Below are 21,899 nucleotides of genomic sequence, written 5' to 3' on the forward strand. Positions count from 1 at the left end.
GAAAAAAGCCTCCATGGCGCGAAACGCTATGGAGGCTTTTTGCGGAATTCTTGGTGCCCACGGAGGGACTCGAACCCCCACACCTTGCGGCACATGGACCTGAACCATGCGCGTCTACCAATTCCGCCACGTGGGCATTTTGTCATTCAACAGTATCGGTGCTTGGTGCCCACGGAGGGACTCGAACCCCCACACCTTGCGGCACATGGACCTGAACCATGCGCGTCTACCAATTCCGCCACGTGGGCACTGATACTGTCTAGCTACTTTCTGCTGCTTGCTCAGCAACAGAAGGCACGCATCTTAAGGTGTGGCGGCATACCCGTCAATAGCATTCTGCTGCTTTTGTGAAATTATTTCATTTCCGGTTGTATTACAAGTTGAATCATAATGGCGTTTCTTTCAACATCGTATTCACTCCACAATGCAGGTGTTCCGCTTTGCGCTGGCTGCGGCTGGCTTGCTGGTGTTGTTCCCGGATGCGCGTGGCGCTGAAACCATTACGGTGACGAATAGCGAATGGCTGCCGTACACCTCGGAGTATTTGCCGCATTACGGCCCGCTGTCGCGCATCATCAGCGAGGCGTTCGCGCTGGAAGGCGTTGAGGTGCGCTATGTGTTCCGGCCGTGGAGCCGCGCCTATGCGGAAGCGGCGGCGGACATGGCCAACGGTTCGATCCTGTGGAGCACCTCGGGCCGCGACAGCGACCGCCAGCGCCGTTTCTATTTCAGCGACGTGGTGTTTGATGGCCAGTCGGTGCTGTTTCACCTGAAGAGCTATCCATTCCGCTGGGCCGGCTACCAGCAACTGGCGGGTGTGCGCATGGGCGGCACGGCGGGCTATGAATACACCTTCGACAAATACCCGTTTATTCACATGGACCGCTCCGCCGTCAGCGACGAGCTGAATTTCCGCAAGCTGGAGGCGGGGCGCTTCGATGTGTTTCCGGCGAACCTGGACGTCGGCCGCGAAATCATGCGCACCGCGCTGACGCCCGAACAGGCGGCGCGCATCACCTGGGATCCGAATCCCTACAACATCACGCACTACCATCTGATACTCAACAAGCGCAACAAGGACAACCGCCGCTACGTGGCGTTGTTCAACAAGGGGCTGAAGCGGTTGAGGGAGAGCGGCAAATACACCGAGTATTTGCAGGAGCTGAAATGAAAAAAGCCTCCCGAAGGAGGCTTTTAACAACGGAATTCTGTGGTGCCCACGGAGGGACTCGAACCCCCACACCTTGCGGCACATGGACCTGAACCATGCGCGTCTACCAATTCCGCCACGTGGGCACTGTTGCTGCTTTTCTGCTGCGCTGTTGCCTGCACCAGAGGCCAGTATCTTACGGTAACAGCTTGCTTTTCGCAAGTGCTATTCTTCTTGCGCCGCGTGATGCAGTTTCGTAAGCTAGGCCTGTCAGTTCAATCACCCTGGAGGCCGGCATGGAAATGGTCAGCAACTGGTTCAACAGCCAGGGCTTCATGCCGCATGGGCACTGCTTCCTGTGGATACCGTCGATCCTGTGGACCAGCGTGATTTCCGACGCGCTGATCGCGCTGGCCTACCTGACGATTCCGATCAGCCTGGTCTACTTCATCCGCAAGCGGCGCGACATGCCGTTCGACTGGATGTTCATCGCCTTTGGCGTCTTCATCCTTGCCTGCGGCAGCACGCACCTGGCCGACATCTGGGTGGTGTGGCATCCGGACTACGTGTTGTCAGTGACGCTGAAGGCGATCACCGCCGCCGCCTCGGTGGTGACCGCGGTTGCGATGATACGCCTGATTCCGATCGCGCTGCGCATTCCCAGTCCGGCGCAACTGGCGGCCGTCAACGCCGAACTGCAAAAGGCCAACGACGATTTGCGCGCCGCCATGGAACGCGCCGAAGTGGCCAACCGCGCCAAGAGCGCCTTCCTCGCCTCGATGAGTCATGAGCTGCGCACGCCGCTCAACGCTATTCTCGGCTACGCGCAAATCCTCAAGCGCGACAAGAGCCTGACCATGTCGCAGCAGGGCGGCATCAGCACCATCCAGCAAGGCGGCCAACACCTGCTGGCGCTGATCAACGACGTGCTGGACCTGTCGCGCGTGGATGCGGGCAAGATGGAATTCCATCCGAAGCCGGTGCGGCTGGGCGATCTGCTGTCGGTGGTGGGCGACATCATGCGCGTGCGCGCCGAGCAAAAACATCTACACTTCGAGCTGGAATTGATGGATGGCTTGCCGCTGGCCGTCAGCGTGGATGAAACGCGGTTGCGCCAGGTGCTGCTGAACCTGCTGGGTAACGCCGTCAAGTTCACCGACCGTGGCGCGGTGCAGTTGCGCGTGTCGCGGCTGGCGGCGGGGCAGGGCGATGCTGCCGACGTGGCGCGCGTGCGTTTCGAAGTGATCGACCAGGGCATTGGCATCGCCGCCGATCAGCAGGAAGCGATCTTCCGCCCGTTCGAACAGGTTGGCGATCCTTCGCGCCGCGCCGGCGGCACCGGGCTGGGCCTGGCGATCAGCCGCCAGCTGGTGCAGCTGATGGGCGGCGCGCTGCAAGTCGAAAGCAGGCCCGGCAAAGGCAGCCGCTTCTGGTTCGACGTGCTGCTCAACGTGGTGGAGGCGCCCGGCGCCCTGGTCAGCGGCGAGCGCATCGCCACCGGTTACGTCGGGCCGCGCAAGACAATATTGGTGGTGGACGACGTCGCCACCAACCGCGCGCTGTTGCGCGACCTGCTGGGCGCGCTGGGCTTCCGTACCTTCGAGGCGGAAAACGGCACGTCGGCATTGGCGCAAACGCAGGCCGAGCGGCCGGACATGGTATTGCTGGATATGGTGATGCCGGGCATGGATGGGCTGGAAACCACGCGCCGCCTGCGCGCCGATGCGCGCACGGCCGGCACGCCGGTGCTGATGATTTCAGCCAGCTCGACGCCGGAAGAGGAGGAGCGCTCGCTGGAAGTGGGCGTCAACGCCTTCCTGGCCAAGCCGGTCAACGAACACGACCTGCTGCGGGAAATCGGCGCCCACCTTCATTTGGAGTGGACAGAATGAAAAAAGCCTCCCGAAGGAGGCTTTTAACAACGGAATTCTGTGGTGCCCACGGAGGGACTCGAACCCCCACACCTTGCGGCACATGGACCTGAACCATGCGCGTCTACCAATTCCGCCACGTGGGCACTGATGCTGCTCAACAAAACTCTGCTATTATATCGACCGGGAGAGTTTTGCGCCAGATGAACTTTTACATTCCTTACTGCACATCAACCCTGTCTAGCAGTTCCCGCCGCTTTCGCCGCGAGAGACCAGAATTATAGAGGAATCCATGGCGATGTCAAATGCCGCCAGTAATTTTTTTGATGCGAACTGCTGAATTAGTCATTCAAGACGATTCCAAGTACACTACGCCTGTCGTCGTGACATATATATGCACCTGACGATTTTGCCAGGCCGGATTTTTTCTGAACACTGTCAATAACATTGCAAAAATAAGAAACTTTTGAACCAATCTACACACACCATTCCCAGCCGGGAGGAAATTCTCGGCATCTTCCGCAGCGCCAACGGCCCGTTGGACCTGCGCGCCTTGTCGAAAACGCTGAAAGTCGGCACCGATGCACAGGCCATCCTGTCGCGCCGGCTGAACGCCATGCAGCGCGACGGCCAGATCCTGATTGACGACGCCGGCCACTACACGCTGGCCACGCAGACCGGCTTCATCGCCGGCCGCGTCAGCAGCCATCGCGACGGCTTCGGCTTTGTGATCCCGGACGAGCCGGGCGAGGACCTGTTCCTGCCCGAGAAGGAAATGCAGAAAGTGCTGCATGGCGACCGCGTGCTGGCCAAGGTCATCGGCGTCGATCGCCGTGGCCGTCCGGAAGGCACCATCGTCGAGGTCACGCAGCGTGCCAATACCCACATCATCGGCCGCCTGCTGAAGAACGACAGCGGCGCCTGGATCGTCGCGCCGGAAGACCAGCGCATCGCCCAGGACGTGCTGATCGAAGGTTCGATCGGCAAGGCCAAGCAAGGCCAGGTGGTCAGCGTTGAGCTGACCGAGCAGCCGATGCGTTTCAAGCAGCCGGTCGGCAAGATCGCCGAAGTGCTCGGTTCGCTGGACGATCCCGGCATGGAAATCGAAATCGCCGTGCGCAAGTTCGGCGTGCCGCACATCTTCTCGGACGCCGCGCTGCGCCAGGCCAACAAGCTGCCTGACCATGTGCGCGAAGCGGACTGGGGCGAGCGCGTCGACCTGCGCGACGTGCCGCTGGTGACCATCGACGGCGAAGACGCACGCGACTTCGACGATGCGGTCTACTGCGAACCGGTCAAGATCGGCCGCGCCAACGGCTTCCGCCTGATCGTCGCGATCGCCGACGTCAGCCACTACGTCAAGCCGAACGATGCGCTCGACGCCGACGCGCTGGAACGCAGCACCTCGGTCTATTTCCCGCGCCGCGTGATCCCGATGCTGCCGGAAAAGCTGTCGAACGGCCTGTGCTCGCTGAATCCGGCGGTCGACCGCCTGACCCTGGTGTGCGACGCCGTGGTCACCGCCAAGGGCGAGATCAAGGCTTACCAGTTCTACCCGGCCGTGATCCACTCGGCCGCGCGCCTGACCTACACCGAAGTGGCCGACATCCTGGGTAACACCAAGGGCCCGGAAGCCGCGCGCCGCCCAGGCATCGTGCCGCATCTGCTGAATTTGTACGACGTGTTCCAGGCGCTGCTGAAAGCCCGCGCCGAACGCGGCGCCATCGATTTCGAGACCACCGAAACCTATATCGTCTGCAATCCGAACGGCAAGATCGAAAAGATCATCCCGCGCACCCGCAACGACGCGCACCGTTTGATCGAAGAGTGCATGCTGACCGCCAACGTGTGCGCTGCCGATCTGCTGATCCGCAACAAGCATCCGGGCACCTACCGCATCCACGCCACGCCGACCGCTGAAAAGCTCAAGCAGGTGCGCACCTTCCTCAAGCAGGTCGGCCTGAACCTGAACGGCGGTGACAAGCCGGCCGCCGGCGACTACGCCGTGCTGATGAAGCAGATCAAGGAGCGTCCGGACGCGTCGCTGCTGCAAACCATGCTGCTGCGCTCGATGCAGCAGGCGGTCTACAGCCCGGATAATATCGGCCACTTCGGTCTGGCGTATGAGGCCTATGCCCACTTCACCAGCCCGATCCGCCGCTACCCGGACCTGCTGACGCACCGCGCCATCAAGGCCATCCTGCTGGGCAAGAAGTACGAGCCGAAGATTCCAAGCACCAGCGTGCTGAACACCAACGTCTCGAACGCCACCCGCAAGCAGCAGGCCAAGGACAAGGCCGAAGGCAAGGAGAAGAAATCCGCCGCCGACCTGACCGTGTGGGACGCGCTCGGCGTGCACTGCTCGGCCAACGAGCGCCGCGCCGACGAAGCCTCGCGCGATGTCGAGAACTGGCTGAAGTGCTACTTCATGCAGGACAAGCTGGGCGAGGAATACACCGGCATCATCACCGGCGTGACCACCTTCGGCATCTTCGTGCAGCTGGACCAGCTGTTCGTCGAAGGCATGGTGCACATCACCGACCTGGGCCAGGACTACTTCCAGTACGACGACGCCCGCCACGAACTGAAAGGCGAGCGCAGCGGCAAGAAGTTCCAGCTGACCGACCGCGTCAGCGTGCAGGTGGTGCGGGTCGACCTGGAGTCGCGCAAGATCGATCTGCGCCTGGCCGGCGCCGATGCGCCGCCGCCACGCGTGGACAAGGCGGGCGCGCAGTCGAAGGACCGCAAGACCAATATCAAGCCTGGCCCGGCCGTTCCGGCCGCCAAGCCAGGCAAGCCGGCCCGCAAGAGCGCCGCTGCGGCGCCACCCGCCGCAGCCAAGCCGAAAGCGGCAGCCCGCAAGCCCAAAGCCGCAGCGAAACCTGCGGCAGCACCCCGGGCAGCGCAAGCTGCTCCAAAAAGTAAGAAGAAGCGATAAATGAGCAAGAACAAAATGATTTTCGGTTTCCATGCGGTGACCTCGCGTTTGCGTCACGAGGCCGCCACTGTGGAAGAAATTTTCGTCGACGTCGGCCGTGACGACCGCCGCATGAAGGATCTGATCGCCAACGCGAAAGCGGCTGGCGTGCGCGTGATGCCGGTCGATTCGGCACGCCTGGACAAGATCGTCGGCACCCGCCGTCACCAGGGCGTGATCGCGTTTGCCTCGCAGCTGGCGCTGGCGCGCAACCTGGACGAACTGCTGGACGCCATCGAAGGCCCGCCGCTGCTGCTGGTTCTCGACGGCATCACCGATCCGCACAACCTGGGCGCCTGCCTGCGTGTGGCCGACGGCGTCGGCGCCCATGCGGTGATCGTGCCGAAGGACCGTGCCGTGGGCCTGAACGCCACCGCCGCCAAGGTCGCCAGCGGCGCCGCCGAGACCGTGCCTTACATCACCGTCACCAATCTGGCGCGCACTCTGCGCGACCTGAAGGACCGCGACATCTGGCTGATCGGCACCTCCGACGACGGCGAAAAAGGCCTGTACGAAGCCGACTTCACCGGCCCGACCGCCCTGGTCATGGGTTCGGAAGGCGAGGGCATGCGCCGCCTGACGCGCGAGACCTGCGACATGCTGGTCAGCATTCCGATGTTCGGCTCGGTGGAGAGTCTGAACGTGTCGGTCGCTTCGGGCGTCTGTCTGTACGAGGCCCGCCGCCAGCGTATCGCCAAGGAGGGCTGACAAGCCCTCCGGTTAGGCGATACGCAGTACCCGGCGGCCGATTTCGAGGGCTGCCGGTTTTCACATCTCCCTCCGAACTCAGCCGCTGTTCAGCAACTCCCAGCCGGATACGCTACCATTCAAGCACCGGTTGTCAATTCTGGATACGCCATGTTTCATCGTCTACGCCAAGACATCAACAGCATCATCGAACGCGATCCCGCCGCCCGCAACGCCTGGGAGGTGCTGACCTGCTATCCCGGCCTGCAAGCCATCGTCATGCACCGCTGGGCGCACTGGTACTGGACGCACCACATGAAATGGCTGGGCCGTTTCGTCTCCTACCTGGCGCGCATCGTCACCGGGATTGAAATCCATCCCGGCGCCACCATCGGCCGCCGCGTCTTCATCGACCACGGCTTCGGCGTGGTGATCGGCGAAACCGCCGAGGTCGGCGACGACTGCACCATCTACCAGGGCGTGACGCTGGGCGGCACCTCGCTGCATACCGGCGCCAAGCGCCATCCGACGCTTGGACGCGGCGTCATCATCGGCGCCGGCGCCAAGGTGCTGGGCGGCTTCACGGTGGGCGAATACGCCAAGGTCGGCTCCAACGCCGTGCTGTTGAAGCCGGTGCCGCCGGGCGCCACGGCGGTCGGCAATCCGGCCCACATCGTGCAGAAGGATTTGCTCAACGCCGCCGCCAATCCGTTTGCCGCATATGGCGTCACGCCGAACGGCGATGACCCGCTGTCGAAGGCGCTGCGCGGGTTGATCGAGAACGCCGTCAAGCAGGAGCAGCGCATCGAACAGCTGGTGGCAACCATGAAGGCGGCGGGCTTGGCGTGTCAAAGCGTACCCGACTGTGATAAATTGAATTCCGACCAACTGAACAAGCTCGTCGAATAAGGAAGCAAGACATGGAAGAAGGCACAGAAGTACTGGACCCGTTTGAAATCCGCGTGCTGGCGGTGCTGGCCGAAAAGGAAGCGCTGACGCCGGATAACTATCCGCTGTCGCTGAACGCGCTGGTCAACGGCTGCAACCAGCTGTCCAGCCGCGACCCGGTGATGGCGATTTCGGAAGAAGCCGTCTCCGAAGTATTGCAGCGGCTGATGCAGCGCAAGTACGTCAACGGTATTACGCAAGCTGGCGCGCGCGTGACCAAGTACGAACACCGCATGCGCATCAAATGGTCGCTGGAGCAGGACAAGCTGGCCGTGCTGACGATTTTGATGCTGCGCGGCCTGCAAACGGCCGGCGAAATCCGCACCCGCAGCGGCCGCCTGCATGACTTCAAGAGCGTGGCCGACGTCGAGCAGGCGCTGCAATTCCTGATCGACAAATATCCGCCGCTGGTCTCCAAGCTGCCACTGGCGCCCGGCACCAAGGAGCCGCGCTACGGCCAGCTGCTGGGCGGCGAAGAAGCCCTGGCCCGCGAAGAAACCGCCGCGACAATGGGCGGCTCGGTCGCACAAGGCAGCCGCCTGGGCGCCCTGGAACAGGAAGTGCAGCAGTTGCGCAGCCAGGTCGAAGACCTGACCGCCCAGTTCGCCGAATTCCGCAAACAGTTCGAATAAAGCCAGCGGGGTGCGCAGCCGAGCCGTCGCGCACCCCACAACGCCATCGCCCCCGCAAGCCCAAAACGAAAGGGTCTGACCCCGAACGGGGTCAGACCCTGGCCGCAGCGCCCTGCGGGTTAAAGATCAGAAGCGATAAATATAGCGCACAGCAATATCCGCCACATTCTGCCGATTCTGCATATTCACGGTCGTATTATCCGAATACGTGAACGGCACGCCGTTGTTACTCCACTGCCACTCATAGAACTTCACGCGCGAGTAGCCGTAGTCGATGCGTAGGTCCGCGTTCGGCTGCAAGGCATACATGCCGGCCAGACGCAGGCCGACCTGACGGAAAGTCGCATCCGGCAAACCAATCGCCGCCTGCGCCGTATTCGCCGCGCTAGGCGCCGTCACGGTCGTGCCGCTGACACCACTGGCCGCCGCCACGCCATACTTGTTGCGGTCATTCAGATAAGCCAGCGTCGCCGTCAGATTCAGCTTGGACGTCGCCTTGAACTTCAGGCCCAGTCCGGCCGCATCGTTGAAGTTGTGCAGATCCGCCATATACCCGGTGCTATGGTTGATGTGCTGGGTCTGCTCACCATGCGACGCATACGCGTTCAGCGAGAATTTCTCCGACAGCATATAGCCCGCATCCAGGCTATACAGCGAGACACCGCTCTCGCGCCATGCCTTGCCGCCGTACAGCGCCGACACCGGCGCGTTGTTGGTGTCCTTGCCGTCCTCCGCCACCAGCTGCACGTTCAGCCGTTCGGTCGGATTCCAGTCCAGCGAGAACTTCCACTTGTCGCGCTTGACGTCGGTCAGCGACAGCGGGAACACCGAGTTGCCCGACAGCGCCAGGATCGCCGCATACGACAGCTTCTGGCCATAGCAGGCCTTGCCGCCGCAATACTGGTTGATCAGCGCCAAGTTGGCGGCGGTGGTGCCGGCGATGGCCGGATCGAGCGTGCTCAGCGTGGTCCAGTCCGAGCCGGTGCGCTTGCTTTCCGAGTAGCTCAACGAACCATTCAACGTTTCCGACATGCTGCGGCGCAGTTCCAGGCGATAGCCCGATTCCTCCGTCTTGGCGCGCAGCGCGGTCAGGCCGGCCACGTTGTCGTCCGCCGCCGAGGTCGGCACTTCACGCTTGATCTCGTTGTAGTCGCCGCCCAGCGTGGCGCGCCAGGCCGGCGACAGGCGATAGCTGGCCTCGACCTTGGCCACGGTCTTGGTATTGCTGGTGCGGTTGTTGAACCAGGCGGCGCCGTTGTTGGTGTAGCTGGCCGGCGTGGTGGCCGGCGTGGCCGCCTCGGCTTCCAGGTTATAGCGGTACAGCGGCGTCTTGTCCTCGCGGTGGTCGTACTTGACGTTGGCCAGCAGCGACAGGTTGCTGGTCGGCCGCGCCGTCAGGCCGAACTGCGTCAGCAGCGTGTCGACCTTGGCGCCCAGGCTGTCGACGCCGGCCGGGGCGCCGGTCAGGCCGTTGGCGGCGAAGTTGTCGTTCTGGCTGGCGTGGGTGTAGGCGATCTTGAAGTTGGCCTTGACCGTGCGGCTGAAGCCGTAGCTGCCGTCCAGGTACAGCTGGTGCGCCTGGTTGTCCGGCGGCAGCGCCATCGCCGATTGCAGCACGTTCTGCAGGCTCATGCCGCCGCCGGCGATGATGTTGTTGCCCACCGCCGGGTAGCCGGGCAATGCCACGCCGAGGCCGCTGTTGAAGGCGTTCGGCACGATCGGATTCAGGCTGCCGTTGGCGTTGTTGTACATCGAGCCGTAGTAGCCGAAACTGAGCAGCAGCTTGTCGTCATGGTAGTTCAGGCGCATGTCGATCTGCTTGGTCGACGAGTCGATCGGCTCCGGCACCAGCAGCAGCGCGCCGGCGGCGAAGTTGGCCTGGTTCATGGCGGTGGTGGTCGAGCTGCCGCAGACGTAGGCCGCGCAGGCGTAGCCACGGCCCCACAGGCGGGCGCCGCTCTTGTCCTCGTTCTTGAAGTTGGCTTCGAACTGCAGCTGCGGCGTCAGCCACTGCTCGTAGCCGAGGCCGGCGGCCTTGCGCTCGGTGCCGATGTTGACATTGGCGCCGGTGCCGGCCTTGGCCAGGCGCGAGATCACCGGCGAGGTGGTGCCGACGCCGGTCATGCCGGTGTTGATGGTGCGCGGGTATTCGCGATTCAGTTCGCTGTACTCGGCGCTGTATTTCCACGCGCCTTGTTTTTCGCGCGAAAAGCTGACTTCGCGGTCGTCGAGGCCGCCGTCGGCGACCTTGATGCGCATCCAGGTGCCGGTGGCGTCGTCGCGCGTGACCCAGTCGATGTCGACGATGGCGTAGGCGTCGCTGTTGCGCTTGCCGTTGTACTGGCCGTAGATGGCGCGGTCGTCCTTGCCGCCGCTGAGCGCGCCGAGACCGACGATGACCACGCTGTCAGGCTTGATCAGCTGGGCCACTTCGTCTTCGGCGCTGGCGGTAGAAAAGATCGCCATCAGTGCCAGCGCCAGCGCGGTATGGCGCAGGGCGGGCTGTTTCAGATTGCTGTTCATTTTCATTCCTCCTCAACGGAACATGAATTGCGGTGTTGGATTGGTGACGGTCGGATTGTTCGAACCGTGGACCTGGGTGTGGCAGTTGTTGCAGGCGCGGCCCTGGGTCACCCAGGCGCCGGACTTGCCGGGCGTGCTGGCCGTCGGCGCGGTGGCCTGGGCGCCGGTCACTTGCGGGATGAAGCCGCCGTGCGGGGTGTGGCACTGGTGGCACAGGAAGGGCGGACGGGCTTTCAGCATGTTTTCCGCCGTGGTGCCGTGCGGGTTGTGGCACAGCGTGCAGTCTTCGCTGACCGGCTCGTGGTTGTGCACGAACGGGCCGCGTTTTTCCATGTGGCAGGTGTAGCAGGTGTCATTGACGCTGTCGCGTTTCAACAGTTTCGGACCGACCGAGCCGTGCGGATTGTGGCAATCCGAGCAGGCCATCTTGCCTTCCGGGATAGGGTGGTGCGAAGGGCGGTTGACCTGGCCGCGCTGCTCCTTGTGGCAGGCGTAGCAGACTTCAGGCTGGGTGCGCTTGTCGCGGACCTTATCGTGGCCGGTGTGGACCTGGTGGCACGAGGTGCAGGCGACGTCGCGCGCATCGTGGATGCTGCCGGCCCAGTGCGAGCGCTTGGCGTCCTTGTCGTGGCAGCTCAGGCAGGCGTCGTTGCGGTCGGCCACCGGCGTCTTCGAGTTCTTGGTGAAGGTGCGGTCGGGGGCCGGCCGCTGCTGGGTCTTGCTGTCGGCGTGGGCGTCGCTGGCGCCGTGGCAGCTGGTGCAGGTCGGCGTGCGGCCATCGGCGCGGGTGCCGTGTTTGCCTTTGCCGATCTGCAGCAGTTGGGGGTTGTCGCTTTCATCGTGACAAGCGGTGCATTTCGCGTCGCCTTTCAGGACCAGGTCGCTGCCCTGGTCCGCTGTCAGCGTTTCCGCAGCTGCCGCCGGGAAGGAAGTCACCATGCCGGCAGCGAAGGCCAGGATGGAAACGAGTCGCAGTATCTTCATTATTTTTCTCCGAGATGTTCGACAGCCTGAATCGCTGCCACCCCCTTCTATGCAAAAACAGGGCCTGCCAAAAAAAGCGGCAAAATACGCGCTCTTGAATTTGCAAGTCATTGTTTTCAAAGAAGAAGTGGAGTCGTTCCGAGAATGGTTCCAGATTCCCGAAGCTGAGAAAATCCGCCGCGCTTTTGCCACTTCCGGTAAAGCGCGGCGGCGCTTTTCACGGCGCTGGATTTCCCGCAAGCGGGACCGCGCCGGCGCTTTTCCCAAGGTTGGCAAGCGCCGCGCCGCGCACAGCATTTTGTTCGGCGCCGAAGGCCGCCAGCCGGCGTTTCCCGCCGTCCCGGCGCGCGCGGTCCGGTGCCGCATTCTCCATTTAAAGAATTGAAAAATAGGCATCGTTTTTGCTGAAAGCCCCCTGGGCGACATCTGGTCGCCGTTACTTCAAGGGGAAATAATGAAACTACGAAAACTCATCAGCTTGCTGGCGTTGCTCGCCGGGACGGCGACGGTGTCGGCGGCATTTGCTGCCGACAATCCCGCCTTGCCCGACCTGCCGAACCGCGCCAGCACGGTCAGCGCGGCGTTGAAGAAGGACGCCATCTGCACCGCCTGTCACGACGAGTCGGAGGAGCGGCCCATCCTGGCCATGTACAAGACGCGCCACGGCGTGAAGGCCGATGCGCGCACGCCCAACTGCCAGTCCTGTCACGGCGAGAGCGAGGCGCACGTCAAGAATCCTGAAGGCAAATCGAAACGTCCGCTGCCGGACCGCCGCTTCGTCGGCAAGAACAAGTCGGACGCCGACGTCATCAACGACAGCTGTCTGAGCTGCCACAAGGCTGGCAAGCGCAACCTGTGGCAAGGCAGCAAGCACCAGAGCCAGGACCTGTCCTGCGTCTCCTGCCACCAGGTGCACACCCAGGGCAAGGACCGCATGCTGGAGCGCACCGCCCAGCCGGACGCCTGCTTCTCCTGCCACAAGACCGAGCGTTCGGAAACCCTGCGCCACTCGACCCATCCGATCCAGGCCGGCAAGGTGGTCTGCTCCGACTGCCACAACCCGCACGGCTCCGAAGGTCCGAAGCTGATGAAGGACATCTCGGTGCGCGACACCTGCTTCAGCTGCCATGCCGAGAAACGCGGCCCGTTCCTGTGGGAACACCCATCGGCCATGGATGACTGCATGAACTGCCACACGCCGCACGGCTCGTCGAATGCGCCGCTGCTCAAAGCCCGCAGTCCGTGGCTGTGCCAGAGCTGCCACGCCGACGGCGCGCCGCACCCAGGCACCGTCTACAGCGCGGCCAACCTGCCGGGCGGCGCGGTCGCCAACGCCTCGTCGCAAAGCGCGCTGGCCGGCACCACCAATCCGCTGACCGGCCAGGGCGTGGCGATGAACAATCCATCGGCCCAGCTGGCGTTCCGCGGTTGCACCAACTGCCACACCCAGGTGCACGGTTCCAACAGCCCCGGCGGCAAACGTTTTGTGCGCTAACCGACAACCATGGAGAACACTATGAAACACACATCCACTCCACTGACGCTGCGCGCAAGCGCGCTGGCGGTACGCGGTGCGCTGGCTTTGCTGGTGGTCATGCCGCTGGCCCATGCGGCCGATGAGGAAAACGACGAGGTCAAGCGCCTGACCACGCCGGCCAGCTCGATCGAGATCGGCGTCGGCAACGTCAACCACGCGTCCGACAAGTTCGGCGAATACAACGGCCTCGACAAGAAGGGCAGCTATGCGGTCGGCGGCTTCCTGCTGCAGGGCGGCGGCGCCTATGACAGCGACAGCGCGCTGCGCTGGTATCTGAAGGGCGCCAACCTGGGCCTGGACACGCGCAGCCTGGACGCCGAGATCGGCGTGCAGGGCCTGTTCCGCGTCAACTACAACTACGATGAACTGTCGCGCGTGTACTCGACGCAGTTCCAGACCTTCTACGACGGCGCCGGCACCACCACCTTGAGCCTGCCCGCATCGTTTGCTGCCACGCCGGCCGCGTCGCGCGTCAGCAGCACCACCACCGCCAACGGCGCGCTGTCGAACTGGCAGAACATGCAGTCGCCCTACGCCACCGCGGCCTGCGCGGCGGTGGGCGGCGTGCCGACCGCGGCCTGCCGCGGTCCCGGCTACCTGATCGCGGCGGCCATGCATCACTTCGACGTCGGCACCGAGCGCAAGAAGCATGCGGGCAGCGTCACCGTCGAGCTGACGCCGCAATGGCAGTTCAGCGCCTCGGCCCAGCGCGAAAGCAAGGAAGGCACCAAGGTCACCGGCCTGGCCTTCGGCGGCCCGGCGCGCGGCGTCACCGTGCCGGAGCTGATCGACAGCACCACCGACCAGTTCAAGGCGGCGCTGGCCTATGTGGGCGAGCAGGGCAATATCACGTTCGGCTACTACGGTTCGCTGTACAAGAACGCGGTCAACAAGTGGACCGTGGAAAGCCCGTTCAACGGCGCCTTGCTGAATCCGGAACTGAACAACCGCGCGGTGATGAGCGGCGCGCCGGACAACGAGATGCACCGGCTGTCGGTGTCGGGCGGCTACAACTTCACGCACACCACGCGGTTGACGATGGCGGCCAACTACCAGCGCATGACGCAGAACGAAGCACTGGTCGACGGCCTGCCGACCACCTGGGTGATTCCGACCACCTCGGCGCACGGCAAGGTCATCAACACGTCGCTGAACGCCACGCTGACCAGCCGACCGATCCGGGATCTGGCCTTGTCGGCGGTGGTGAAGTATGAAAACCGCGACGACCAGTCGCCGGTGTACCGCTTCATGACGGCCGGCGGCGATGCGGCCGGCGCGCCCAGCCTGTTTGTCACCGAACCGCTGAACCGGCGCATGGAGCAGGTCAGCCTGGACGCCGACTATGCCTTCGCGCGCCGCCAGTCGATCCGCTTCGGCGTCGACACGCAGGAGATCCGCCGTACCGCCGATGGCGAGGAAACGCCGTTCAAGGCCGAGACCAACCGGGAAAACACGCTGCGCATCGACTACCGCAACAATCTGTCTGAGCTGATCACCGGCCGCCTGGGCTACAGCCACGCCAAGCGCACGCAGTCCGAGTACGAGACCAGCGAACTGCTGCCGGTGCCGACGGTGGCGCCGCTGCCGGCCGCCGATCCCTTGTTGCCGGGCCTGGTGCAGTTCTACCTGGCCGACCGCACGCGCGACCAGTTGCGCAGTTCGGTCAACATCCAGGCCACCGAGCGTTTGAGTCTGCAAACCGGCGTCGATTACAACCGCGACCAGTACAAGAATTCCCTGTACGGCCTGAAGCAGATGGAATCGCAGGTGTTCAAGCTGGATGCGGCGTTTGCCGCCACCGACCGCCTGGGCTACGACGCCTTCTACACCTTCGAGCACAAGAAGTCGGAGATGGGCAGCCTGTCGATCGGCCGCGGTTACTCGACCACCATCCTCGATGCGCCAGCCTACAATCCGGCCACCGGTTGCACCGGTTACTGGGCTGACAGCGGCCACCTGCCGTCCGACGAGGGGACTGACCCATGCCGCAAATGGAGCCAGACCCAGACCGACCGCATCCACACCGTCGGCTGGGGCGTCAAGGCGACGCAACTGATGGGCGGCAAGCTGGACGTCGGCGCCGACCTGGCGCTGTCGTACAGCCGCACGCCGATCGAGGTCACCGGCGGCTATTACGTCAGCAACGGCAATACGGTCAAGACGGCGGCGCGTCCGTACAACAACGTCTGGGTGGCGGCGCAGTCCTTCCCGGACGTGACCAGCAAGATGGTGGATATCCGCGTGCATGGCCTGTACCGCATCAACAATGTGTCGTCGCTGCGGGCCAACTACCAGTTCCGCCGCCTGCAGTCGTCCGACTGGCAATACGACGCCTACGCCAATGCGGCGCAGGGCGTGACGGCGCTGCAAGTCTATCCAGGCAACGCCATCGTGTCGCCCAACTACGCGTTGCAGGTAGTGTCACTGTCCTACGTTCACTCGTTCTGATCCGTTAAGTAGCAAGCAAGCCCGCCACCGTTGAGGTGGCGGGCTTGCGCTTGCAGTGACGGCGTCGGCCTTCGCCATCGATCCCGCTCTCTGGCGCTGCGCAGATCCGGATGCCGTCGCCACCTCGATCAACATTCCAGGCATCGCTATGCCGGATATCGCCTGTTCGCCGCATCTGATTTCCTCGCCGTCCACGACGGCGAAATAGTGCCGGCCACCGAAGCTGGCCCGCAATCGTGTGCCCTCCGGCAGAAACAGCTGCTTCCATTGGTATCAAGCCTTGCTTGCGGTGGATGCCGCCTGCCGGGACGGCGGCGCCGGATTCATTCAGGCGCGGATCGCATCGCAAATGATCGGCTCCAGCTCCCAGCTCGACCAGAAAAGGCCGGTGTGCTCGCCCAACGCGACCAGCACATCGGCGGGCAGACGCACGGAGTGATTAAGTGTATATCGCCGTTTATCGCGGCGTAGTACGGTATCGCGCATTTTAGTAAAGAGCGAAAAAAAAAAGGCCACGGCAAACGCCGTGGCCCAACAGGCACTACATTTAATGGTTAATGGCCGCCGGTGAAGAAGCCGATGGTCACCAAGGTCAGCAGGATCAGGCCGAAGGCGATCAGCACCAGGCCCAGCACCTTGGAGCCGATGCGCATCGGTTTCGATGGCGCATCCACCAGGTACTTCTGCAACTCGCCCGAGGCCAGCAGGCGTTCATACTGCGCCGGGTGCTCGTCGCGGAACTCTTCCAGCGACTGCGTGCCGGTGAACATGACGATGTCCGGTGGCGGCAGCTTGTTCGGCCGGAAGTGATTGTTGAAGAAGTGCACGGTGAACAGGAACACCGCCGCCAGGAACGCTTCCTCGCCGTGGATCACCGTCGCCACGTTGAAGATCCAGCCCGGCAGGAACTTGGCCGCCACCGTCGGCAACGCCAGCGTCAGGCCGCTGAAGCCGATGATGTTGACGCCCCAGAACACGGCCCAGTAGTCGAACTTCTCGAAGTAGGTCCAGCGGTCGAACTTCGGTTTCGGACCTTTGCCGAAGAACCATTTGAACATGCCGACGCAATCCTGCAGGTCTTTCCAGTTCGGAATCAGCGAATCCGGACCGAACCAGCGGAAGCTGCGGTCGCGCAGCAGTTTCTGCATCACGTACACGAAGTGGATGAAGAAGATGCCGACGAAGGCCATCGCCGCACAGCGGTGGATCAAGCCCATCGGTTTCGAACCGCCGAACACCTTGGCCACGTGCGGCGCCCACGAGGCGTGCGAGAACAGCACGGCGGTCCCGGTCAGCACCAGCGTCATGGTCACCAGCGCGAAGCACAGGTGGGCGATGCGCCAGCCGACAGGGAAGCGGCGGAAGTGCTTGTGCTGCAGCGGTTCCGCCAGGCCTTCGAGGCGGATATGGGTTTCGACCTTGTGCTTGGCCGACTCCTTCCATTCGCGGAACAGCCACAGGCCCGAGTGCGACCAGAAGAACAGGAACACGCCGATCAGCAGCGCCACCATGAAGTTGGTGACGATCCACATTTCAGGATACTTGGCGAAATCGTGGCTGTTGGCGTGCGGCTTGAACGAGGCGAAGCCGGCGGTGGCCAGCGCACGTTTCTTGCCGTCGTGGCAGGCCTGGCAGGTTTTCAGGCGGTTGTCAGGATGCACCTTGGAGGCCGGATCTTTCGGTCCCAGGATGTCGTGGCTGCCGTGGCAGTTGTAGCACTTGGCGGTTTCCGCCGTGCCCAGGTTGGTGGCCTGGCCGTGGTAGGTGCCGCCGTAGGTCTTGCGCTGTTCCTGGTGGCAGTTGCCGCATTCTTCCACGTTCAGCAGCTTGAACGAGGTCAGCGAGGTGCTGGTGATCTCGTGCGTGGTGTGGCAATCGATGCAGACCGCGGCCTTGCTGTTGTGCTTGTCCAGCACTTCCTTGCCGTGCGCCGATTCCGTGTAGGTGTCGAGCTGGTCAGTGTGGCAGCTGGCGCCGCACAGGGCCGGCACGCCGGCGCGCCAGGCGGCGTATTCCGGGCTGCTGCGATCGGCAGGCACATTGAAGGTATGGGTGTCGTGGCACTGGGTGCAGGAAGCCTTGGGCACGTTCGGATTGTCGTCATCCGGCTTGGCGTGGAAGGACTTCTTGTAGGCGGCGATGTTGGAGACCACCTTGCCCATGCGCGGACGGGCGCTGGCGCTGCCGTTCTTCTGCGCCTCGTCCCACAGGCGCTGGTGGCAAGTGGCGCAATCGGGCGCGGCCTGGCCGTTTTTCTTGTGCGGCGCCTTGGCGTCGCCGGTCACGGTCAGGTCGCTGTGGCAGCTGACGCAGGACAGGCCACGGTGGACGCTGGCGCCGTGCTTGGCCGGATCGACGCCGCGCAACGCGCGCTCGTCGCCGTCTTCGTTACTGACTTTGATGGTTTTTTTTGCGTCATGGCAGGCGAGACAGGCGGCGTCGCCGCTGGCGGGCGGACTGTCGGCTGCCGTGGCCGGCACGCTCGATAGCGCGCCGGCCAGGCAGAAGACCGCGCCCAGTATCGCCTTTAGAAACTGTTTGGGGTACATGATGTTTTCCTGATGCTGAAAGTGGCGGCGCGCCAGGGCGCACCGCCGGTACGGCGAGGGAGGAGGACTAGCGGGTCAGAATCCACTGCGCCACGCTTTTCAGCGTTGCCGGATCCTTGGTTTCGATGATCTTGTGTTCTTCCTCGGTGCCGTCTTCCAGCTTCACCTTCGGACCGGTAGTGATCTGCTTGATGATGTGTTCTTCACCGTCGGCCTTGCCCTTGTACTTGGCGGCGACTTTCTTGTAGGCCGGACCCTTCTTGGTTTTGTCGACGGCGTGGCATTTGAAGCAGCCATTTTTGCGCAGCAGGGCTTCGGTGTCGGCATCGTCTGCATAGGCGTTCATGCTGGCCAGGGCAGTGCTGGCCAACAGCAGCAGGGCGCTCAGTTTGATTGTCGATTTCATGGTTTCCTCAATGGTTGTTTCACATGTCGGCCGCAATGGACCACGGCTCGTCGTACCACTAAGCAAAATCAAGGCCATGCAGGAAAGCCCGTAGGTAAAGGCGCTATGGGAAGATGGCCATTCCCGAAAACGGGAAAACAGCGATTTTTTTCCCGAATGCGGGAGCGCCGGCGGAATCCACGCCACTTGATCTGGGCGCATGTTCAGCGGCCTGGCCGTCTTGTAGGATGGTGGGAACACAAGGGGAGCAGAAACCACATGATGGGGCAAGCGCATTTCGGCAGTCAGCCATTGCCGCTGACGGCCGGCGGCCACGCAGCGGCACGGCGCGCGCTGTCTATCCGTAGCAAGGGACTGATCGTCATCGGCGCGCTGCTGCTGTATGCGATCGCCATTTCGCTGTTCGCCTTCGACCAGAAAAACCAGCTGCTGCGCGAGTTCGAGGACATCCAGGGCACGCTGCAAACGGAAGCGCTGCTCAAGCAGGCCGATCTGTCGGCGTTCCACGGCGTGATCGCCATCTTTGCCGCCATCGACGCCACCGATCCGGCGCTGGCCATGCAGCACGCCGAGATGCACCACCAGTCGCTGCTGGACGCGCAGCGCGAGCTGGGCCACCGCTTCGACAACGGCCTGCTGGCGCCGGGCGCGCTGGACGCCGACTGGCAGCGCGCCAACCAGCATCCGGACAAGCCCAACCTGAACCGCCTGCTGAGCGGCGTTGTCAAGGTCAAGAGCGAGCTGGCGGCGCTGACCGAGGCCGTGCAGCGTCGCCGCCAGGCGCTGTCGTCCAGCTACCTTGAACGCACCAGTTCGGTGGCCAGCACGATTTTCCTGGCCGGCATGCTGGGGCTGGCGCTGCTGGGCGCCTGCATCGTGCTGTTCTTTCGCCGCCTGACCGAAGACCTGGCGATCCTGCAAAAGCGCGCGCTGGAAATCCTGCACGGCCTGCACGGCGGGCCGATCGTGGTGACGCGGCGGGACGAGGTCGGCCAGCTGATGATCGCCGTGAACAATATGTCCGACACGCTGGACGCCCGCAACAAGGAACTGATGCTCGAACGCCAAAAGTATTTTCACCAGGAGAAGATGGCCGCCATCGGTACGCTGGCCGCCGGCATCTCGCACGAGATCGGCAATCCGATCGCCGCCATTTCCGGCATCGCGCAGGACATGCTGGAACGTCGCTCCTGCATGGACGAACACGGCAACGCCAACTGCATCGACTGCCGCCCGGACATGATCTTCGAACAGACCGCACGGCTGGCCGCCATCACCCGCGAAATCGCCGACTTCGCCTCGCCGCGCGCGGTGGAGGCGCAGCTGCTGGATCTGAACCAGCAACTGCGCAGCACCAGCAGCCTGGTGCGCTACGACAAGCGCCTGGGCGGCGTCGCGCTGCAACTGGCGCTAGATCCGCAACTGCCGGCCATCCACGGCGTCGCCGACCAGCTGACCCAGCTCATCATGAACCTGCTGATCAACGCCATGGACGCGCTGGAAGGCATCAGCGGCCGCCAGCCGACCATCGTCGTCACCACCAGCCGGCAGCAGCAGGGCGCCGTCATGTGCGTGGAAGACAACGGCAGCGGCATGGACGCCGCCACCGTGCAGCGCGTGTTCGAAGCCTTCTTCACCACCAAGCCGGCCGGCAAGGGCACCGGCCTCGGTCTGTCGCTGTGCTACGCCATCGCCCAGAACCACGGCGGCGCCATCGACATCGAATCCACGCCCGGCAGCGGCACGCGGGTGCGCGTGGTCTTTCCATGGGTGACGCCATGAAATCACTTGACGTGATGGTGATCGACGACGAACCGGTGATCCGCCAGATGCTGGCCGCGCACCTGCTCAAGGCCGGCTGCAACGTGGTCCAGGCCGGCAACGGCGAGGACGCCTTCGAGCGCCTGTCGAAAGGCGATATCGAAGTCGCCATCTGCGACATCAAGATGCCCGGCATCAGCGGCATCGAGCTGGTGCGGCAGGCGCGCGCGGCCGGCATCGACACCAGCTTCATCATGATGACCGCGTTTGCCTCGGTCGACACCGCCATCGAGGCGATGCAGGCCGGCGCCGCCGACTACATCGTCAAGCCGGTGCGCAACGAGGAGTTGCAGCACCGCCTGCTGAAGATCAACGACATGCGCGGCCTGCGCGCGGAAAACCGCGTGCTGCGCAGCCTGGTGCAAGGGCGGCGCGAAGACCAGTTCGAATTCAATTCGACCGCCATGCGCGAGCTGGGGCGGCTGGTCGACAAGGTGTCGCCGACCGCCAGCACGGTGCTGGTGACCGGCGAGAGCGGCACCGGCAAGGGCGTGGTGGCGCGCCGTATCCACCAGCAAAGCCCGCGCGCGAACGCGCCGTTCATCCCGGTCAACTGCGGCGCGCTGCCGGACAACCTGATCGAGAGTGAACTGTTCGGCCACGTCAAGGGCGCTTTCACCGGCGCCGACAAGGCGCGCAAGGGCCTGTTCCTGGAAGCGGACGGCGGCACGCTGTTCCTCGACGAAATCGGCGAACTGCCGCTGATGATGCAGGTGAAGCTGCTGCACGTGATCGAGGAAAAATCAATCCGCGCCGTCGGCAGCGAGCAGTCGCGCCGCGCCGACGTGCGCATCGTCGCCGCCACCAACCGCGACCTGGCGCAGATGGTGGCCGAGGGCCGCTTCCGCGAAGACCTGTATTTCCGCCTGAGCGTGTTCCAGATCCCGCTGCCGCCGCTGCGCGAACGCCGCGCCGACCTGATGCCGCTGATGGCCTTCCTGCTGCAACGCGGCGCCGAGCGCATGGGCCTGGCGCGCGTGCCGTCGCTGGAGCCGGAAGTGGAAGAGCTGCTGATGGCCTACCAGTGGCCCGGCAATGTACGCGAACTGGAACACGTGATCGATCGCGCGCTGATCCTGGCCGACCGCGGGCAGGTCAGCTGCGCCGACCTGCCGCCGCAAATCGTCAAGGACGCCACGCCGCTGCTGGCCGCGCAGCCGGCCGAGGGCGTCGATGGCGCCTGGCTGGCGTCGCCCGGCGACAGCCTGCGCGACCAGGTGCGCCGCTTTGAATGCACGCTGATCGCGCGCGCCATCCGCGACGCCGACGGCGACCGCCGCCTGGCGGCGCAAAAACTCGGCATGGGCTTATCCAGCCTGTACCGCAAACAAGAAGAATTTGAAACGCTGGGCCTGCTGTAACCACG

The 21,899-nt window shown here is 63.7% G+C and carries 16 protein-coding genes and 4 tRNA genes; 11 read left to right on the plus strand and 9 right to left on the minus strand.

What is annotated here, in order from left to right:
- Nucleotides 1-51: 51 nt before the first annotated feature.
- Both GJ695_RS18150 and GJ695_RS18155 read right to left on the minus strand, forming a co-directional pair.
- Nucleotides 52-136, minus strand: a tRNA-Leu gene (locus tag GJ695_RS18150).
- Between the two features lie 27 nt (nt 137-163).
- Nucleotides 164-248: transfer RNA gene (locus GJ695_RS18155), tRNA-Leu, on the minus strand.
- Between the two features lie 176 nt (nt 249-424).
- Here GJ695_RS18155 and GJ695_RS18160 point away from each other — a divergent pair.
- A complete protein-coding gene (locus GJ695_RS18160; RefSeq protein ID WP_154367165.1) occupies nt 425-1,171 on the plus strand; it encodes a substrate-binding periplasmic protein in 747 nt (248 codons plus the stop codon).
- A 40-nt stretch (nt 1,172-1,211) separates the two neighbouring features.
- On the opposite strand, the gene GJ695_RS18165 is transcribed toward GJ695_RS18160, so the two are convergent.
- Nucleotides 1,212-1,296 (minus strand) — tRNA-Leu (locus GJ695_RS18165).
- Between the two features lie 150 nt (nt 1,297-1,446).
- On the opposite strand from GJ695_RS18165, the gene GJ695_RS18170 reads away from it, so the two are divergent.
- Complete coding sequence (locus GJ695_RS18170; protein WP_154367167.1) at nt 1,447-3,042, plus strand: ATP-binding protein; 1,596 nt, start codon at nt 1,447-1,449, stop codon at nt 3,040-3,042.
- Between the two features lie 40 nt (nt 3,043-3,082).
- On the opposite strand, the gene GJ695_RS18175 is transcribed toward GJ695_RS18170, so the two are convergent.
- A tRNA-Leu gene (locus tag GJ695_RS18175) sits at nt 3,083-3,167 on the minus strand.
- A gap of 320 nt (nt 3,168-3,487) precedes the next feature.
- Here GJ695_RS18175 and rnr point away from each other — a divergent pair.
- From rnr to GJ695_RS18195, 4 genes are all read left to right on the plus strand, one after another.
- Nucleotides 3,488-5,959 (plus strand): ribonuclease R, encoded by a 2,472-nt coding sequence (rnr, locus tag GJ695_RS18180; RefSeq protein WP_154367168.1) that lies wholly within the window; start codon nt 3,488-3,490, stop codon nt 5,957-5,959.
- Nucleotides 5,960-6,706 carry a 23S rRNA (guanosine(2251)-2'-O)-methyltransferase RlmB gene (gene rlmB / locus GJ695_RS18185; RefSeq protein WP_154367171.1) on the plus strand — a complete coding sequence of 249 codons (747 nt, stop codon included), beginning with the start codon at nt 5,960-5,962 and terminating at the stop codon, nt 6,704-6,706. It begins immediately after the preceding gene.
- Nucleotides 6,707-6,856: 150 nt separating this feature from the next.
- A complete protein-coding gene (gene cysE, locus GJ695_RS18190; RefSeq protein ID WP_154367173.1) occupies nt 6,857-7,594 on the plus strand; it encodes a serine O-acetyltransferase in 738 nt (245 codons plus the stop codon).
- An 11-nt stretch (nt 7,595-7,605) separates the two neighbouring features.
- Nucleotides 7,606-8,265 (plus strand): YceH family protein, encoded by a 660-nt coding sequence (locus GJ695_RS18195; protein ID WP_154359933.1) that lies wholly within the window; start codon nt 7,606-7,608, stop codon nt 8,263-8,265.
- Between the two features lie 126 nt (nt 8,266-8,391).
- Here the strand turns inward: GJ695_RS18195 and GJ695_RS18200 are convergent, their stop codons facing one another.
- Entirely contained in the window at nt 8,392-10,788 is a 2,397-nt protein-coding gene (locus tag GJ695_RS18200; RefSeq protein ID WP_166455276.1) for an MtrB/PioB family decaheme-associated outer membrane protein, read from the minus strand.
- Nucleotides 10,789-10,800: 12 nt separating this feature from the next.
- Nucleotides 10,801-11,772 carry a DmsE family decaheme c-type cytochrome gene (locus GJ695_RS18205; RefSeq protein ID WP_154367177.1) on the minus strand — a complete coding sequence of 324 codons (972 nt, stop codon included), beginning with the start codon at nt 11,770-11,772 and terminating at the stop codon, nt 10,801-10,803.
- Between GJ695_RS18205 and GJ695_RS18210 the strand changes: the two genes are divergently transcribed.
- The 3 genes from GJ695_RS18210 (at nt 11,747) to GJ695_RS18220 (ending at nt 15,757) form a co-directional block, all read left to right on the plus strand.
- Nucleotides 11,747-12,157, plus strand: a complete 411-nt coding sequence (locus tag GJ695_RS18210) for a hypothetical protein (protein WP_154367179.1) — start codon at nt 11,747-11,749, stop codon at nt 12,155-12,157. The two genes, GJ695_RS18205 and GJ695_RS18210, sit on opposite strands and share 26 nt — an antisense overlap.
- 69 nt (nt 12,158-12,226) lie before the next feature.
- Complete coding sequence (locus tag GJ695_RS18215) at nt 12,227-13,267, plus strand: DmsE family decaheme c-type cytochrome (protein WP_154367181.1); 1,041 nt, start codon at nt 12,227-12,229, stop codon at nt 13,265-13,267.
- 21 nt (nt 13,268-13,288) lie between these two features.
- Nucleotides 13,289-15,757 (plus strand): MtrB/PioB family decaheme-associated outer membrane protein, encoded by a 2,469-nt coding sequence (locus tag GJ695_RS18220; RefSeq protein WP_166455277.1) that lies wholly within the window; start codon nt 13,289-13,291, stop codon nt 15,755-15,757.
- A 327-nt stretch (nt 15,758-16,084) separates the two neighbouring features.
- Here the strand turns inward: GJ695_RS18220 and GJ695_RS18225 are convergent, their stop codons facing one another.
- From GJ695_RS18225 to GJ695_RS18235, 3 genes are all read right to left on the minus strand, one after another.
- Entirely contained in the window at nt 16,085-16,273 is a 189-nt protein-coding gene (locus GJ695_RS18225) for a hypothetical protein (RefSeq protein ID WP_154367185.1), read from the minus strand.
- Nucleotides 16,274-16,311: 38 nt separating this feature from the next.
- Complete coding sequence (locus GJ695_RS18230; RefSeq protein WP_154367186.1) at nt 16,312-18,306, minus strand: multiheme c-type cytochrome; 1,995 nt, start codon at nt 18,304-18,306, stop codon at nt 16,312-16,314.
- A 67-nt stretch (nt 18,307-18,373) separates the two neighbouring features.
- Complete coding sequence (locus GJ695_RS18235) at nt 18,374-18,712, minus strand: c-type cytochrome (protein WP_154359942.1); 339 nt, start codon at nt 18,710-18,712, stop codon at nt 18,374-18,376.
- Between the two features lie 258 nt (nt 18,713-18,970).
- On the opposite strand from GJ695_RS18235, the gene GJ695_RS18240 reads away from it, so the two are divergent.
- Both GJ695_RS18240 and GJ695_RS18245 read left to right on the plus strand, forming a co-directional pair.
- Entirely contained in the window at nt 18,971-20,494 is a 1,524-nt protein-coding gene (locus GJ695_RS18240) for a sensor histidine kinase (RefSeq protein ID WP_166455278.1), read from the plus strand.
- Complete coding sequence (locus tag GJ695_RS18245) at nt 20,491-21,894, plus strand: sigma-54-dependent transcriptional regulator (RefSeq protein WP_154367190.1); 1,404 nt, start codon at nt 20,491-20,493, stop codon at nt 21,892-21,894. The genes GJ695_RS18240 and GJ695_RS18245 overlap by 4 nt, the downstream gene beginning before the upstream one ends.
- Nucleotides 21,895-21,899 lie beyond the last annotated feature (5 nt).

The sequence above is a fragment of the Duganella alba genome, assembly GCF_009674495.1.
Classification (GTDB): Bacteria; Pseudomonadota; Gammaproteobacteria; order Burkholderiales; family Burkholderiaceae_D; genus Rugamonas; species Rugamonas alba.